Source organism: Intrasporangium mesophilum (assembly GCF_054783095.1).
Window position 1 is genome coordinate 233,567 of sequence record NZ_BAAGRF010000004.1, and the last position, 15,578, is coordinate 249,144.

Sequence of the window (15,578 nt, forward strand, 5' to 3'; positions counted from 1 at the left end):
ATTCCGTCGTGTGACCAGCCCCAACGCACCTGTCGACGCCTATCTCATCGGCGGCGGCCCCGCCGGCCTCGCCACCGCAGCAGCGATGAAGCGCCGCGGCCTCCGCGGTGTAGTGCTCGACAAGGGCACCACGATCGGTAGCTCGTGGACCGGCCACTACGACCGCCTGCACCTGCACACGCCCCGCGAGCTCTCCGGGCTGCCGGGCCTGCCCATCCCGAAGGAGATGGGCCGCTGGGTCGCCCGCGACGACGTCGTCCGCTACCTCGAGCTGTATGCCGCCCACCACGACCTCGACGTCCGGCTCGGGTCCGAGGTGCGCCGGGTCGACTCCGGCCCGGGCGGCCGAGGATGGACCCTCACGCTCGCCGACGGCAGCACGGTGGAGGCGCCGTACACCGTCGTCGCCACCGGGTTCAACCATACTCCGCGCGAGCCGGAAGTGCCTGGCCTGCAAAGCTATTCAGGCGACGTGGTCCTTGCGCGGCACTACCGCAACGGATCGTCGCTCGCGGGCAAGGACGTCCTCGTCGTCGGCACCGGCAACACCGGCACCGAGCTGGCCGTCGACCTCGTCGAGCACGGTGCGTCGCGGGTCCGCCTCGCCGTCCGGACGGTGCCGCACATCCTGCGTCGCTCAGCCGGGCCGTATGCCGCCCAGTACACCGGGATCGCGGTCCGCCGCCTGCCGGTGCCGCTCGTCGACCGCGCCGCAGCGCTCATGGAGCGGGCCACGATGCCCGACCTGACGGCATACGGGATGCCCCGCCCGGACACCGGGCTGCTCTCGCGTGTCGTCAACGACAACGCCATCCCGGTGCAGGACGTCGGGATCGTCGAGGCGATCCGGTCCGGCACGGTCGAGCCGGTGGCGGCCCTCGAGGCGTTCGACGGCGACGAGGTGCTCCTGGCGGACGGCACCCGGATCTCGCCCGACGCCGTGGTCCTGGCGACGGGCTACAGCCAGGGTCTCGAGCCGCTCGTCGGGCACCTGGGGGTCCTCGACCCGTTGGGGCGGCCCGTCGTCACCGGTGGCCGGACAGCGCGAGGGGCGGAGGGTCTCTGGTACACCGGCTTCACCAACCCCATCTCCGGCATGCTTCGCGAGATCGCCATCGACGCGAAGAAGATCGCCCTGTCCATGGCATTGGCCAAGCGCGCCGCCCGCCGGTAGCCCGCACGGTCCGCTTTCAGGGCGCCACCACGCGGCCGCCGAGGTTGAGGAAGGCGGACGCGACCGGGTCGGTGTCGGAGATCGCCGTCGCGAGCGCCTCGTCACTGGCCCGGCCCGACGCGAGCAGCGCGTGGTGCCGCGTCATCGCGGCCGCAGCGACGTCGTCGGGCACCGGAGCGACAGCCGCGACCGTCGACCGCGCACCGAGCGAGAGCAGCGACAGGGCGAGGCCGAGCGACTCGTGTCCGGGACGCGACGTGGCGAGTCCGACGTCACACGCGGACAGCACCACGTGGTCGGCCCGGACGCCGGGACGCTGGAGCTCGTGCGCGAACACGGGACCGTCGTGCAGCGCGAGCGACGAGAAGAGCGGGGACTCGGTCTCGTGATGGCCGTGGGCCGCGACGTGAACCACTCCCGGCCGGCCGAGCGCCGCCAGCAGGGCATCTCGTCGCGACGGCCGGAGGACCTCGGAGCGGTCGCCCCACGTCGTCGCGATCTCGGACGCCTCGCTGCCTGCCCGAGGGACCGCCGGACCCACCGTGATGTGCACCTGCGGCGACTGCGCGCCGTTGCCAGGAACACCTGCGGTGCGGTCGCGGGGCGCTGTCCGCCGCGCGAACGAGGTCAGCGACAGGGCCACCGTGAAGGGCCGGCCGGCCATCGAGGGCAGCAGTGCCCACGGCAGACCGGAGACCTCCGGGCACGTGACCAGGACGAGCCCGCGCGAGGAGCGCCAGCCGCGCAGGATGGCGTCGTCGAGCTCGGCAGCGCTGGCTCTCAAGGAGCCCCACACCATCGAGCTCAGCGGTCCGAGATGTCGGGTCGAGGCGGCGCGAAGGTCGATGCGGATGCGCTGCGCGAGCTCGCTGGCCCGCTGGATCGGCATCAGGTCGCGCAGCGACGCGCGCCCGCCGATGACGGCCACGGCGCAGAGACGACCCTCGTAGCGGAAGAACCACACGAGGTCGCGATCCGCCGCGACGAGCTGCTCCTTCGCCTCCCGCACCCGGATCGGAATGGCACCAGCCGCGGGACCGCTGCGCGTGAGTGCCCAGTCGCGGTCCCGGATGTCGCGCTCGAGGCGGGATGCCTCCGCCTGGAGCGCGGCGAGACGCTCGAGGTCGGTAGCGCTCCTCAGCCGCGCCTGCACCGAGCGAAGGCGTTCGGTGAGCACCGCGAGCTGCTCGTCCTCCGGTCGTCCGAGCGACGGCAGCCGGTCGGTCGCGCTTCGCCAGCGCTCCAGAGCCTCGAGGACCGCGCCGCTCCCGCGAGGGAACGCCAGCGACAGGTCGAGGTCCGCGAGGCGGGAGCCGTGGACCGCGCGGGCCGTCCGCAGGTCGAGGCTCGCACTCGACTGCTGCCCCGCGGCAAGCCGCCGAGCAGCCTGGACGACCACCTGCTTGGCCCTCGTCCCGTTGCCCTGCGCCACGAGTACGGCAGCCAGGATCGCGTCTGAGTCGAGCTCGTCCGAGAGGGTGCCCACGAGCGTGCGGTCGAGCATCCGTCGATGGGCCAGCTCGACGTCGCCCCGAAGGAGCAGACCCTGCGCCGCCACGAGACGCGCGTTGTCGGCGAGCTCGGCGTCCCCGAGGTCCGATGCGGTTCGGGTCAGCCCGTCTGCGGTCCTGACCGCCCGGTCCGGCACGTCGTCGGGGACGTTGCGCTGGTCGAGCGCTGCGCGCAGCCCGGCCAGGGTCGCGCGCCCGGCCCATGCTGCCGCGCCGAGCCGCTCGAAGGCGGCGCTGGCCTCGTTGGCGGCCGCGAGCGCCTGGTCGACACGCCCGGACAGCCGGTAGGCGCGGGCCAGCTCGAGCTCGTGCTGGGCGAACCGTTCCAGGTGCTGCTCCGGGTCGAGCTCGGCGCAGCTGCGCTCGAGCTGGTCGATGGCCTCCGCGACGAGGCCGGCCTCGAGGAGTGCGCGGCCCTTGTCGAGCCGGAAGGTCGGTTCCAGCCCCTGAGCCGACAGGTCGGCGGACAGCCGCTCGGCGGCCCGCATGAGCGTCAGCGCCTGAGGCAGGTCGCCCCGCAGGTATGCCGCATACCCCTCGTTGTGCCGCGCCATGACCTCCTGCTGGGGGTAGCCGTGCTCATGGGCGACCTCGGCGGCCTGCGCGAAGGCCTCTTCCGCGTCCCTCGTCTCACCGAGCGACAGGGCGAGCATGCCGCGGCTGATGTGCACCGAGCACTGCTCTCGTGCCGTGAACGCCTCGGGCCGCGACACGGCTTGGCGCATGTGCTGCCACGCCACTGCCAGCTCTCCGGCGCGACCGTGGATCTGGGCGCGCTGGAAGGCGATCCGAGCTTTCAGCTCGTCCCGGCCGAGGCGTTCGGCCAGCAAGGACGCGTGGTCGAGCCGGGCTCGTGCGGCGTCTAGCCCGGAGAGCAGGAAGTCGGACAGCGCCAGGGTGATCAGGGTGTTGACCCGCAGCGTGCCGACCTCGACGGCAGTCGCACGGGCGGCACCGGGACCGCCGGGCTGAGTGCCGGAGCCAGGCGCGCTCTGGCGGCCGCCACGGCTGCCGAGCATCTCGACGGTGTCGGGCACCTCGATGCTGTCAAGCAGGTCGAGGGCCGCCTGAAGCGACCGCGCGGCCTCCGCAGGCCGGCCCGCGCTGTTGTGGACGACCCCGTGCTCCCGAAGGGCGCGGGCTTGTTCAAACGGGTCTATGGCTCGGCTCCGACGTCTCGTCGCCGGCCGACCCCTCAGATCTGGATCGTGGGGGTGATGACCGGTCGAATCTCCTTGTTGCCCGGGTCGGTGAAGATCACGAAGTGCACCGGCCCATGAAGTAGATCATCCAGAACAAACCGGCCATTCGCATCCGAAATCGCGGATGTGGTCGCTTCAGCCGTGACCGCATCGACCGTCGCACCGGGCACGGTGACCCAGCCGTCGACGCGGGCACGCTCAGGGTTCTCCGCGGCACCGACACTCACCATGAGGCTGACGTTCGCGGCCGTGAACGTGACGGACTCCACGGGTGTGGGCTCGGCCTGCAGGTCCGACCCGCGGGTCGTCAGCAGCGCGGAGTCCATCAGCTCGGCGACCTCGGCGTGCAGCGCCTGCACGGTCAGGGCGAACTTCATCCGCTCTCCGAGGTCCGCCGGCACCGGGTCCGCGTGGTCGAACAGGTCCCGGATCGCGCGGAGGTTGGCGACGTCGCGCTCGTCGATGGCATCGGTGTGCGAGGTCATGTCAGGCCGCCCATCCCGGGTCCGAGCCGAGGGCGACCCTCAGCTTCTGGAGGCAGCGGCCACGGGTCGGGCCGATGCTGCCCACCGGCATACCCAGCGCCGTGGCAATGGCGGAGTAGTCGGGCCGGTCGGCGAAAGCGATCACACGGAGCAGTTCCTGGCAACGCGGGGACAGTGAGGAGATGTGGCTCCAGAGGGCTCGCTGGCGCTCGCTGAGGATCGACTCCGCCTCGGGGTCCAGGCTCTGTGCGGGCGCCTCGGGCACCTCCTCGACCCCGATCTCGCGGCGCGACCCACGCGAGAGCCGCCAGACTTCGCGCTTGACGACCACGACCAGCCACCCGAGCACGGCCGCCGGCTCGTGGATCGTCTCTGCGCGGTCCACCAGCTGCAGGAACGCGGTCTGCACGGCGTCCTCGCAGCTCGACGGCGTGGCCCCCTGGGCGCGCGCGGCGTTCCACAGCACCGGCGAGACGATGTCGACGAGCTCGGAGAGTCGCTCGCGCTCCCCGGCGAGGTATGCCGTGAACGCCTTCCCAGCGAGCGTGCCGAGTCCGTCTGACGCGGTCGGTGTCGGACTCATCGCGTCTCCTTGAGGGTGCTGCGAAGGGCGTTCACGGCACGGCCGGTCATCGCCTCGTCCCCGATGTCGGCCAGGCCGCCCTCGGCGATGAGTGCGGATGCGAGCTCGGCTGCCAGGACCGGCGTGGCAAAGCTCGTGCCGCTCCAGACCGCGAAGCCGCTGCGGTAGTCGTCGGGGTCCATCGTGGCACGCACCTGTCCGGCGCGGCGGGGCAGCGCGACCGAGGCGCTGCCGGCACCGTCGATGGGTGGGAAGGTGCTGACCAGCGCGACACCGGGCCGGGACGCGCTGACGACCCGCAGGTCGTTGGAGAAGAGGGCCACGGTGTGGCGGCCGGGATTGTCGGCCCCGACGCTGGACAGCGGGGGCGCCGCGCCGGGTCGAGCCGTCCTGCTCAGCCTGGCCGCCAGCGCAGCGGGAACGAAGGGGTTCGTCGTCGCGTCGTTGCCGACGCCGGCGACCACGAGCACGCCGCGCTCGGCGAAGCGCGACAGGACCGCAGCAACCGGGCCGGTCGTGTAGGAGTCGTCCTCGGCGTAGTAGCCCAGTGACAGGGACAGGACGTCGACGACGTCCTCGGGGATGTCGTTGTCCTGCGCGTGGGCGTGACGCCTGAACAGCGCCAGCAGCGCGTTGAGGACGTCGCCCTCTTCGGCGAGGCCGTCGTTGTCCATCACCGGGATCGACAGGATGTCGGCCTCCGGGCAGCCCTGGCGGACGAGCCCGGCGATGAAGGTGCCGTGGCCCTCGAGCTTGGCGCGGGATCCCGTCTGGGCGCTGGGCGCGGTGACGGCCGTCGGGCGGCCGGTCTCGTCCTCGACGAGGTCGGTGCCCTCGACACGGTATCGCCGCAGCCGCGGGGCGGCCGGCGCGGTCCCGGTCGCGCTGGGGCCGGCGTAGGGGAACCACGGGTGGGCCGCCACGGGAGTGTCGAGGATCGCCACCACGGGGCGCCGGTCAAGGGACCGGGCGCGCAGCGCCGGGTCCTCGATGACGACGCTGACCGGCATACGGCCGCCGCGTCCGGGGCGGGCGTACTCACCCGGCCCTCCCGAGCCGATGCCGTCCCAGAACCCGATGCCGTCCCAGAACCCGATGCCGTCCCAGAACCCGATGCCGTCCCAGAACCCGATCCCGTCCCAGAACGGACAGGGCCGCAGCACGTGCTCGAGGCTGACGTCGGCGGCGATGCTCTCCCCGCCCGAGCGCAGCTGCTGGAGCACGGTCCACGCGTCCACGGGCGAGGGCGCGACCTGCGCCGAGCGCACCTCGATGCTGCTGACCCAGAGGTCCTCGCGGATGTCCGGGGTGTCGGGGCCATCGGCGCTGCGGGGCCGGCTCTGCAGGACCGACCGCGCGCGGGCCTCGCTGGACTCCGTCATGGCCGACGTGTAGCCGATCCGCTTCAGAGCGGCCTCGAGGTCGCTGAGCCGAGTGGACCGGACACCGAGCGGGAAGCCCTTGAGCAGCAGCCGGTCGGCGACGTACAGGGTGGGCCGTGGTGTCGGCGACCCGGTCGGACGCCAGGCCGTGGTGGGGTTCAGGGCACGCACGGGCCGAGGTCCTGCCAGCTGCGACACCGGGTTCTTCTTCTTCTGACGTCCCCCGTTGCGACTGGTGCCCTGCGACGGCATGACCGACCTCCTCGAAGCAGCAGAGACCCTGCTGGACGACGCTGTTGAACTGGACCACTAACCCTTACATCGCCTCAGTACGCCGGGGGCGCTTTTTGATACATCGGGCATTCGAAACTTTTCCGCCCGGGATGTATCAGGCGTGACGATCCCGTCTCTGTCCGGGCAGGGGGAACGTGGTCACCGGGCCGACAGGGGCGCTGCGGAGGGGCAGCAGGCCCGGTGACCTGGCGGGGGCCAGGGCGGTCAAGGGGTCCGCCCACGGCCCGCAGGGGCGTCGGCAGGCAGCAGCCGACGCCCCTTCCGCACGCCCGCGCCATGCCCATGACCAGGGGAGCGGTCAGGCCCTGAGGGAGTCGAGCCAGTCCTTCGCCGAGTCGAAGTCGCGGTCGGAGGTGCCCGGCCGCGGGTCCGGACGGCCGCCGTCGGCGCGCGGGTAGGACCCGAGGAAGCGCACCTGCGCACACACCCGGCGCAGCCCCATCAGCGTCTCGCCGACCCGGGCGTCCTGCACATGGCCCTCGAAGTCGATCGAGAAGCAGTACGACCCCATCGCCGCGCCCGTGGGGCGCGACTCGAGTCGCGTCATGTTGACCCCGCGGACCGCGAACTGCTCGAGCAGCTCGAGCAGGCCGCCCGCGTGGTCCTCCTTCTGGAACAGCACGACCGTGGTCTTGTCGGCGCCGGTCGGCTCGGGCAGGGTGCCCGGGCGCGACACGAGCACGAAGCGCGTGACCGCAGACCGGTTGTCGCCGATGTCGTCGGCCAGGATCGCCAGGCCCTCGCTCGATGCCGCGACCGGCGCGCACACGCCGGCGTCGAACATCACGTCGCCGGGGGCGCCGAGCGCCGCCGCGCTCGCCGCGGTCGAGAGCGTGGGGACGTAGACCGCGTCAGGGAGGTTCTTGCCCATCCAGCTGCGGACCTGGGCCCACGCGTGCGAGTGGGTGCCGACGGTACGGACCTGCGCCAGCTCGGTGCCGGGCCGCGCGCACAGCACGAACGTGATCGGCACGAGGACCTCGCCGATGACCACGAGAGGGTCGCCGGTGGCGAGCGAGTCGAGCGTGGCGGAGACGCCGCCCTCGACGGAGTTCTCGATCGGCACCATGGCGGCGTCGATCTCGCCGAGGCGCAGCGCGGCCAGCGCAGCGTCCACGGAGCCGAACGGGATGTGCTCCCGGCCCTCGGCCGCGTCCCAGGCGTCGAGCGCCATCTGGGTGAAGGTGCCTCGTGGTCCGAGGTAGCCGAAGCGATGGAGCTCGTCTGGGGTGCGGGGCGGCGGTGTCACGACGCGTCCTTCGAACGGTGCTGGTTGCCTGGGTGGCCTGACTGGTCCCTTGCCGCTGACGTGAGCGCCTGTTGCGCCTCGGTGGTCAGGCGGTCGATCCGGTGGTTCTGGGTGGCCGCCACCCGGGCGATGTCGGTCGTGCCGTCACCGGAGAAGGCGGCGAAGTCGCGGCGCACCCTGGCGAGGCGGATCTGCGCCCCGACGGCCAGGAGCAGGGCGAGCAGCGCGACGGCCGCGGCCGAGATGGCCACGATCCTGCGCGTCGTGTCGTCCACGATCGGCAAGGGTAGCCTCGGGGGGAGCCGAAGGGTTCCTGGATTCCAGCCTGTGACCTCGGCCGATGCAGACAGTTCTAATGCGTACTCTGTCCCCCGTGATTCGCCGCCACCCCGTCAAGACGCTCGTCGTCCTCCTCGTGATATTGGTGGCCGCACTGTCCCTCGCCTACGTCAAGCGAACCGAGGTTCCGGTGCCGCCGACGACTGAGCCCAAGCCGGGTGACTCGCTCGTGGTCATCGGCCTGGGGGGACTCTCGTGGGACGACGTGTCGAGCAAGGACACCCCGGTCCTCTGGGGCCTGCTGCGGGACGGGTCGGCCGCGTCGGTGTCGGTCAAGAGCCTGCACCTGACGACGTGCCCGACCGACGGATGGTCGACGGTGTCGGCCGGCGAGGCGGCCGGACCGGAGTCGGCCTCCGCGCGCCCCGCCTGCACCCCGTTGCCCGCGGTGACCGGTGACGCGAAGTCCGGCTGGCAGGTGACCGGCTACGGCGACATCCTGCGCGCCTCCCGCGACGCCGAGTACCGCGCGCGCCTCGGCAACCTCGGCGACAGCTTCGCCGCCGACAAGACGTGCATCCAGGCGATCGGGCCCGGCGCCGGGCTGGCCGCGGCCACCTCCGACGGCAAGGTGGCCAAGTACGCGCCATTCCAGGCGACCACGCTCGTCGACGACCTGGCTCAGTGCCCGGTGACAATCGTCGACGTCGGTGGGATCGACCAGACCGACCCCAACCCGACCCGGCAGCTGGAGAAGATCAACGGCATCGAGCGCCGCATCCAGCTCGTCATGGATGCGATGCCCAACGGCGCCGACCTCATCGTCACGGGCCTGGCCGACCGGGACCAGCAGGAGCGGCTGCGCCTGCTCACCGCGAGCGGCCCCCACTACGGCCCCGGCCTGCTGGCCTCGGCCTCCACCCGCACCACCGGTGTCGCGCAGCTGTCCGACATCACCGCCACGACCCTGCAACGCGGCGGGGTCACGCCGGTCACGGCCATCGGTGGCCGCGCCCTTTCCGTCGTGCCGTCGCCGAACAACAGCGAGGCGACCGCCGCGAGCAAGCTGACCGTGCTCACGGACATCGACAACAAGGCCGACGCGATGCATCGCGTCGTCGCGCCGTTCCTCATCATCTGGCTCTCCGGCACGGCACTCGCGTTCTTCGTGCTGTGGATCGTCCTGCGCCGCTCGCGACCCTGGAACGCCCGGCTCACGCGGCAACGCGTGCTCCGGATGGTGCGCCTCGTGGGTCTGGTGGCCGCCGGTATGCCGGCCGCGACGTTCCTGGCCAACCTCGTGCCGTGGTGGCGGTGGTCGACCATGACGAGCGTCAACGTGGCGATGTTGCTGGCGCTCGTCTTCGCCATCAGCTGCCTGCTCGCCGCCGTGTGCCTGCACGGGCCGTGGAGCTCGTCCGCTCTGGGGCCGCTCGCGACGATGTCGGCGATCACGGCGAGCGTCATCGGTATCGACCTGCTCACGGGCTCACACCTGCAGATCTCCTCGATCTTCGGCCTGCAGCCGCTCGTCGGCGGGCGCTTCTACGGCATGGGCAACGTCGCCTTCGCCCTGTATGCCGCCGCCGTCCTGCTGCTGTGCGCCTCCCTCGCGCACGCCCTCGTCCGCCGGGACGCCCCGCGCCTGGCCGTCGTCGCGGTCATCGTGGTCGGGGGTGTCGCCCTGGCGGTCGACGTGCTGCCGGCCTGGGGCGCCGACTTCGGCGGCCCCATCGCTCTGGTGCCCGCGCTCGGCTTCCTGCTGCTCGGCGTCCTGGGCTGGCGGACGACGCTGCGCAGCGTGGTCCTCGTGCTCCTCGCGGCCGGGCTCGTCGTCGGGCTGGTGTCCTACCTCGACTGGCGCCGCCCGGAGGCGGAGCGGTCGCACCCGGGCCGGTTCCTGCAGACGGTCATCGACGGCGGTGCGTGGGACGTCATGTCACGCAAGCTCCTCGCGAACGTCGACCTCGCCATGCATCTGCCGGTGCTTCTCGCGGTGGTCTCGGTGCTGACGGTCATCGCCGTGATCATCGTGGTGCGTCCGGGCGTCATGCACACCGACGCGCTGAAGCGCCTGCTCGAGGAGGCCCCGCTGCTGCACCGCGGCCTCTACTCGGTCATCATCATGGCGGTCATCGGGTTCCTCACCAACGACTCGGGAGCCGCGATCCCGCCGGTGGCGGCGCTGTTCACGGTGCCGCTCGTCGTGTCCGCGGTGATGCACTTCCTGTCGATCGAGGCCCGAAGAGCACCGGTCCGCCGCCGCCGCGACCGCCACCACCTGTGACATCTGGGCTCGCTCCGCTCGCCCGTGTTCGGCGCGCCCAGACGTCGCGCCTTCCCTCCTCGGCTCGCTCGCTGGCGCTCGCATCGCTCGTCAGTCCACGCGCGACGCGCGCCGAACGTGACACCTGGGCTCGCTCAGCCGGGGCCGAGGCGGCGGCGCAGCTTGCGCACGCCGATCGCGAGGGCGACATCGCGGTACTGCCCGGCGCGATGCACCTGCGCGCGCCAGTCGGTGCCGGTGACCCGGTGGTGCAGGTCGCACGGCACCTCGATGATGGTGAGGCCGGCGTCGAGGACGTCGATCGTCATGCCGACCTCGACTCCCCAGCCTCGCGCGAAGGGTGTGGCCGCGGCGATCGCGGCCGGCGACAGGCACCGCATGCCGGACAACGGCTGTGCCGGGCTCCAGCCGGTGAGCTCCTCGATGCCCCGGCGCGCGAGGCCGACGACGAGACCATGACCGCCGCCGGACTCGGCCTGCACGGGCAGCGTGGCCACCGCGAGGTCGGCCTCGCCGCGCGCCACGGGCGCCACGAGCGCGCCGACGGCCTGCGCGGAGGCCTCGAGGTCGGCGTCGACGAACAGGACCGACGTGCTGCCGTCGAGCCGGCCGACTCGGCGCAGACCGTTGACCCGGCCGAGGCCGCTCATCATGGCGTCGGCCTTGCCGTGGTTGCGCGGGTGACGCACGACTTCTGCGCCTTCGCGAGCCGCGATGTTGCCCGTGCCGTCCGTCGAGCCGTCGTCGACGACCACGACCGTCACGACGCCCGGGATCGTCCGGACGCCGCGGATCGTCTCGGCGATGCGCGCCGACTCGTCCTTCGCCGGGATGATGACGGCGACTGGCAGCGCGGAGGTCGTCGTCATCGAGGGGCCGGCCGTCAGCGCAGGGTGACCTGGCGGTTGGTGAGCCCGGCCCGGGCGCCGCGCTCGGCGGCGTTGAGGGGCTCGGTGGAGGCTGCCGCGTCGTCGATGCGCTGCTTCATCTGGGTGAGAGCGTCCTCGAAGTCCGCTGCGTCCGCGTCGGGGCTGACCTCCCACACGGGGATGAGCAGGCCGCTGGACCGGAAGCAGCCGAGGAGGCGGCCGTCCTCGCCGAGGTGGCTTTCGCCGGCCGCGTGCAGCCGTGCGAGCGCGTTGGTCGCGATGTCCTCGTCGAAGGGCAGCACCCAGCGGACGTAGGTGCGGTCACCGATGCGGCACCAGAAGGCAGACGGTGCTGAGTCGAGCTTGACGGTCGGGATGGCGGACTCGTTGGCGCGTCGCAGGGACTCCTCGCCGTCGGCGTCGAGCTCGGCCTCAGCGACCCAGAAGTCGAAGCCGTCGTGGACCTGCATGTCCAGCGGGGTGTCGGTGTCGAGCAGGTCCTGCAGGCGCGGGGTGTCCTCGGTGGACACCGGGAGCGTCGCAACGGGCGAGCCGGGCTCGGCGGCGACCGCGAGGCCGATCGCCTGCGCGATGTCCCTGCTGGTGTCGCCGCTGGCGTTGCCGGACTGGATGCCGACGAGCACCTCGCCGCTGTCGCGGTGCAGCCCCGGCCACGCGAGCGGCAGCACCGTGGCGATCGTCACCTCTTCGGGCCCGCCGTCCGGTGCCTTGCCGGACGCGAACCGGACGGTGGCCGTCGCGGCCGGGACGATCTCACGCATCGCGACCCAGTCGGTCTCGTTGGGCAGCCCTTCGAAGGGGCGCGCCACGAACGGAGCCGGGACGGGACGTGTGGTGCGGTCTGCGCGCTGGCCGCGCGGTCGACGTGAAGCCTTACCCATGCGCGCAACCTTAGACGCCCGGGAGACACTCAGGGACCACGTATGCCGCGGGGCGAGCTGCGGGCCTGCCGTGACCCCGCTCAGCCAGTCGCAACAGCGGCGGCGAGGGGCGCCAGGGCGTGGACGTCGGCGGGTCCGGCGAGGTCGACAGGCGAGACGAACACCGTCGTGATGCCGAGCCCGGCCAGGCCACGCAGCCTCGCGGCGTGCTCGGACGCGGTGCCGGCGTGGTGCCGCTGCGCGAACGTGGCCGCGGACACCCGTCCCCGATGCCTCTCGACCCGCGCCCAGACGTCGTCGCGGTCGTGCCCCACGAGCGGCAGGTCGAGGACCGTGACGTGCAGGTCGCCGACTTCGCGTCCGGCCTCGTGGGCCAGGGCGAGGTAGCGCTCGACCTTCGCCAGGCCCGCCTCGTCCGACGGGAGGTTGCAGCCGTCGGCGAGGCGGGCCGCGATCCGGAGCGTCCGCTCGCCTCCGCCGCCCACGATGACCGGGATGTCGCCCACCGGCCGCGGGTAGAGGGTCGTCTCGGGCAGCGAGACGCGCCGTCCGGCATACGGCTTGGTGCCCGGCGCCCACAGCGCCTTCACGGTCTCGATCCCGCGCTCGAGCGCGTCGAGGCGCAGCGCGGGGGTGGGGAACTCCATCCCGTATGCCGCGTGCTCACGCTCCCACCATCCGGCCCCCAGCCCGACGAAGACCCGTCCGCCGGAGAGCGCCGACAGGGTCGCGGCCGCCTTGGCCGTGATCCCCGGGGCGCGGAAGGTCACGGGCGAGACGAGGGTCCCGAGCTGGAGACGGCTGGTCACGGCGGCCAGCGCACCGAGGGTGACCCAGGGCTCCGGAATCGGGTCCCAGGCCCGGCCGACCTGGGGGATCTGGATCAGGTGGTCCATCAGGGCGAGGCCTGCGAACCCGGCCTCCTCTGCTGCGACGGCGACGGAGCGCAGCCAGGCCATGAGGTCGCCCTCGACCGGGAACCGTGACACCTGGAGCACCACGCCCCCGCGCAGCCCCCCACCCCCACCCCCAGGCAGCCGACCCGGCAACACACCCGCAAACCGCGAACCACCCGCAGTTGCAACCGTCGAGGGTTCGCTGTTTCCGGGTGTGTTGGGGTCGGGGGCGCTGGGCTCGGGGGCGCCGGGCTCGGGGGCTGCGGGGCGGACCGTGTGGACCAGGTCCCAGCCTTCGGAGTCGAGCTGGGCGCGGGTCGCAGCCACCGAGGCGAGCTGCGCCGTCAGCACCCGCGCTGGGACCGGGCGGTCGCGGGCGGCGTTGCGAGAGCGGCATACGGCGGCAGGGGTGTCGAGCACGACGACGACCGCGGGCAGGCCCGCGGAACGAGCGGCGGCCAGCCATCCGGCACGGCGGCCCGCGTCGGTCCCGAGCGTGTCGACGACCGTGGTCAGCCCACGACCCAGGCGGGCAGCGACGACCTGCTCGAGCAGCGAGAACGCGTCGACGGACGCGTCGAGGTCGTTCTCGCCGCTGCCCACCACGCTGCGCAGCGCGTCGGACGAGACGATCTCCGTGGCGCGGTACCGCTCGGCTGCCCAGGTCGACTTGCCGGAGCCGGCCGCTCCGACAAGCACGACGAGCGCGGGGTCGGGCACTGGCTCGGGCAGTGGCTCGGGCAGTGGCTCGGGCAGTGGCTCAGGCAGTGGCTCGGACACTGGCTCGGGCGGTGGGCCGGGCGGTGGCTCGCCGGGCATCGGGTCCTGCGCCGGCCGGTCAGTGCGACCGGCGGCGCGACGGGCCGCCCAGGGAGGCCCAGACGGTGCGGCCGTTCGGGTCCTCGATGACGCCCCACTCGTGGGCCAGCGAGCGCACGATCCGCAGGCCGCGTCCCCCGGGGCCCCACGTGGTCGGCGGCGACGGGCGCGGAACGGTCGACCCGCCGCCGTCGGAGACCTCGACCTCGACGACGTTGTTCTTGACCTTCCAGTGCACCCGGATGGCGCCGTCGGTCAGCGGCTTGGCATGGCGGATGGCGTTGGCGACGAGCTCGCTCACGACGATCTCGGCCTCATCGATGACCTGAGCGGGCACCTGGCGCGCGAGCAGGTCCTCGACGAGCTCGCGACGGATCCGCGGCGCCGCGGACGGCGCCCACTGGATGCGCACCGTCCGCTTCTCGCTCATCGGTGCCGCCGGCATGCTGCTCATCGAGGGTCTCCTGCCGATCGCTGCCGCGGCCCGTCCGGCATCGGTGCCCGTCGTGGGCACTAAGCCTCTCCCCTGGTTGGTCGCCACGCGTACAGCCTCCTTCGGGCGAAATGCCACGCCCCCGCGAGCACGGTAGCCAAACCTGGGGCATAGCTCAATGAACGATGTGATAAATCCTCGCGGCCCTGACCTGCACATTCATGAATCTGCTGCCATCTAGAGATTTCACAAGATTTTCCGATAGCGCCAGATAGGCGGCCGGGACACGCGCGGTCAGGGACGTACCCAGATCCTCCCAGGTTCTTGCAAGCCGAACACTCACGATATATCGTGACTGTATCGCGACTGTTCGTGAGTCGCGCGAAGAAGGAGGAGAACCCTCATGTACGGACACAGACACACCAGACACGAGTCGGGCTGGGACCCCAAGTGGGGCGGAGGCGGCTGGGGCGGAGGCGGCTGGGACCCCAAGTGGGGTGGCGGCTGGGGCGGAGGCTGGCAGGGCGGCGGCCGCGGCCGGCCCGGTCCCCCGCCGTGGGTGCAGGACATCGTGCGCCACTTCGGCGGCCCGGCCTTCGGGCCCGAGTTCAACCGCCGCGGGCCCCGCGCCCGGCGCGGTGACGTCCGCGCCGCCATCCTCGACGTCCTCGCGGGCGACGAGATGAACGGCTACCAGCTGATCCAGCAGATCTCCGAGCGCACCAAGGGCGCGTGGAAGCCGAGCCCCGGCTCGGTCTACCCGACCGTCCAGCAGCTCGAGGACGAAGGCCTCGTCGAGGGCCGCGACGTCGAGGGCCGGCGCATGCTGCGCCTCACCGATGCCGGGCGCCGCTACGTCGAGGAGAACGCCGAGGAGATGGCTGCCACGTGGCGGGCCTTCGACGAGGCAGACGAGGGAGGCGACGGCCCGTGGGCCAACGCGACCCGCCCGGACGACAGCTCCGAGTCCAACCCGATGCCGATCGTCGGCCAGGTGATGAGCGCCATGTGGCAGATCGTCACGACGGGCACGTCGCAGCAGCGGGCCGAGGCCACGGAGATCCTCACCGAGACCCGGCGCAAGCTCTACCGGCTGCTCGCCGAGGGCGACCCGGAGTGAGCCGAACCTGCGGGGCCCGGGGGTGATCACCCCCGGGCCCGGCAGCTCCTACCGCATCTCCATGGCCGTGGGCGGTGGGTCCCGTCGGCGAGC

Annotated in this window: 13 protein-coding genes; 3 read left to right on the forward strand and 10 right to left on the reverse strand. The window is 72.4% G+C overall.

The window, feature by feature from the left end; genetic code table 11:
• Positions 1-10: 10 nt before the first annotated feature.
• On the forward strand, positions 11-1,174 hold the full coding sequence (locus tag ACYVLP_RS04450; protein WP_460626129.1) for a flavin-containing monooxygenase: 1,164 nt from the start codon (positions 11-13) through the stop codon (positions 1,172-1,174).
• Positions 1,175-1,190: 16 nt separating this feature from the next.
• On the opposite strand, the gene ACYVLP_RS04455 is transcribed toward ACYVLP_RS04450, so the two are convergent.
• The 6 genes from ACYVLP_RS04455 to ACYVLP_RS04480 form a co-directional block, all read right to left on the reverse strand.
• The gene (locus tag ACYVLP_RS04455) at positions 1,191-3,722 is read right to left on the reverse strand and encodes a CHAT domain-containing protein (RefSeq protein ID WP_460626130.1); all 2,532 of its coding nucleotides are present in this window, start codon (positions 3,720-3,722) and stop codon (positions 1,191-1,193) included.
• 158 nt (positions 3,723-3,880) lie between these two features.
• Positions 3,881-4,372 (reverse strand): hypothetical protein, encoded by a 492-nt coding sequence (locus ACYVLP_RS04460; protein ID WP_460626131.1) that lies wholly within the window; start codon positions 4,370-4,372, stop codon positions 3,881-3,883.
• A gap of 1 nt (position 4,373) precedes the next feature.
• Complete coding sequence (locus ACYVLP_RS04465; protein ID WP_460626132.1) at positions 4,374-4,955, reverse strand: RNA polymerase sigma factor; 582 nt, start codon at positions 4,953-4,955, stop codon at positions 4,374-4,376.
• Positions 4,952-6,589 (reverse strand): S8/S53 family peptidase, encoded by a 1,638-nt coding sequence (locus ACYVLP_RS04470; RefSeq protein WP_460626133.1) that lies wholly within the window; start codon positions 6,587-6,589, stop codon positions 4,952-4,954. The genes ACYVLP_RS04465 and ACYVLP_RS04470 overlap by 4 nt, the downstream gene beginning before the upstream one ends.
• Positions 6,590-6,929: 340 nt before the next feature.
• Positions 6,930-7,880 carry a prephenate dehydratase gene (pheA, locus tag ACYVLP_RS04475; protein ID WP_460626134.1) on the reverse strand — a complete coding sequence of 317 codons (951 nt, stop codon included), beginning with the start codon at positions 7,878-7,880 and terminating at the stop codon, positions 6,930-6,932.
• Positions 7,877-8,155 (reverse strand): hypothetical protein, encoded by a 279-nt coding sequence (locus ACYVLP_RS04480; RefSeq protein WP_460626135.1) that lies wholly within the window; start codon positions 8,153-8,155, stop codon positions 7,877-7,879. The genes pheA and ACYVLP_RS04480 overlap by 4 nt, the downstream gene beginning before the upstream one ends.
• A 98-nt stretch (positions 8,156-8,253) precedes the next feature.
• Between ACYVLP_RS04480 and ACYVLP_RS04485 the strand changes: the two genes are divergently transcribed.
• Positions 8,254-10,446 (forward strand): hypothetical protein, encoded by a 2,193-nt coding sequence (locus ACYVLP_RS04485; RefSeq protein WP_460626136.1) that lies wholly within the window; start codon positions 8,254-8,256, stop codon positions 10,444-10,446.
• Between the two features lie 134 nt (positions 10,447-10,580).
• Here ACYVLP_RS04485 and ACYVLP_RS04490 read toward each other — a convergent pair whose 3' ends face one another.
• The 4 genes from ACYVLP_RS04490 to ACYVLP_RS04505 form a co-directional block, all read right to left on the reverse strand.
• Positions 10,581-11,315 carry a glycosyltransferase gene (locus tag ACYVLP_RS04490; protein WP_460626137.1) on the reverse strand — a complete coding sequence of 245 codons (735 nt, stop codon included), beginning with the start codon at positions 11,313-11,315 and terminating at the stop codon, positions 10,581-10,583.
• Positions 11,316-11,329: 14 nt separating this feature from the next.
• Complete coding sequence (locus ACYVLP_RS04495; RefSeq protein ID WP_460626138.1) at positions 11,330-12,217, reverse strand: DUF5926 family protein; 888 nt, start codon at positions 12,215-12,217, stop codon at positions 11,330-11,332.
• 80 nt (positions 12,218-12,297) lie between these two features.
• Positions 12,298-13,932 (reverse strand): LLM class flavin-dependent oxidoreductase, encoded by a 1,635-nt coding sequence (locus ACYVLP_RS04500; RefSeq protein ID WP_460626139.1) that lies wholly within the window; start codon positions 13,930-13,932, stop codon positions 12,298-12,300.
• A 19-nt stretch (positions 13,933-13,951) separates the two neighbouring features.
• Entirely contained in the window at positions 13,952-14,386 is a 435-nt protein-coding gene (locus ACYVLP_RS04505) for an ATP-binding protein (RefSeq protein WP_460626140.1), read from the reverse strand.
• Positions 14,387-14,768: 382 nt separating this feature from the next.
• On the opposite strand from ACYVLP_RS04505, the gene ACYVLP_RS04510 reads away from it, so the two are divergent.
• Complete coding sequence (locus ACYVLP_RS04510) at positions 14,769-15,485, forward strand: PadR family transcriptional regulator (RefSeq protein ID WP_460626141.1); 717 nt, start codon at positions 14,769-14,771, stop codon at positions 15,483-15,485.
• Positions 15,486-15,578: the final 93 nt, after the last annotated feature.

What these genes read in the sequence shown, in the direction of transcription:
- ACYVLP_RS04460 (WP_460626131.1), bottom strand. Translation starts at nt 4,372, where the DNA reads ATGACCTCGCACACCGATGCCATCGACGAGCGCGACGTCGCCAACCTC.
- ACYVLP_RS04465 (WP_460626132.1), bottom strand. Translation starts at nt 4,955, where the DNA reads ATGAGTCCGACACCGACCGCGTCAGACGGACTCGGCACGCTCGCTGGG.
- ACYVLP_RS04470 (WP_460626133.1), bottom strand. Translation starts at nt 6,589, where the DNA reads ATGCCGTCGCAGGGCACCAGTCGCAACGGGGGACGTCAGAAGAAGAAG.
- ACYVLP_RS04490 (WP_460626137.1), bottom strand. Translation starts at nt 11,315, where the DNA reads ATGACGACGACCTCCGCGCTGCCAGTCGCCGTCATCATCCCGGCGAAG.
- ACYVLP_RS04495 (WP_460626138.1), bottom strand. Translation starts at nt 12,217, where the DNA reads ATGGGTAAGGCTTCACGTCGACCGCGCGGCCAGCGCGCAGACCGCACC.
- ACYVLP_RS04500 (WP_460626139.1), bottom strand. Translation starts at nt 13,932, where the DNA reads ATGCCCGGCGAGCCACCGCCCGGCCCACCGCCCGAGCCAGTGTCCGAG.
- ACYVLP_RS04505 (WP_460626140.1), bottom strand. Translation starts at nt 14,386, where the DNA reads ATGAGCAGCATGCCGGCGGCACCGATGAGCGAGAAGCGGACGGTGCGC.
- ACYVLP_RS04510 (WP_460626141.1), top strand. Translation starts at nt 14,769, where the DNA reads ATGTACGGACACAGACACACCAGACACGAGTCGGGCTGGGACCCCAAG.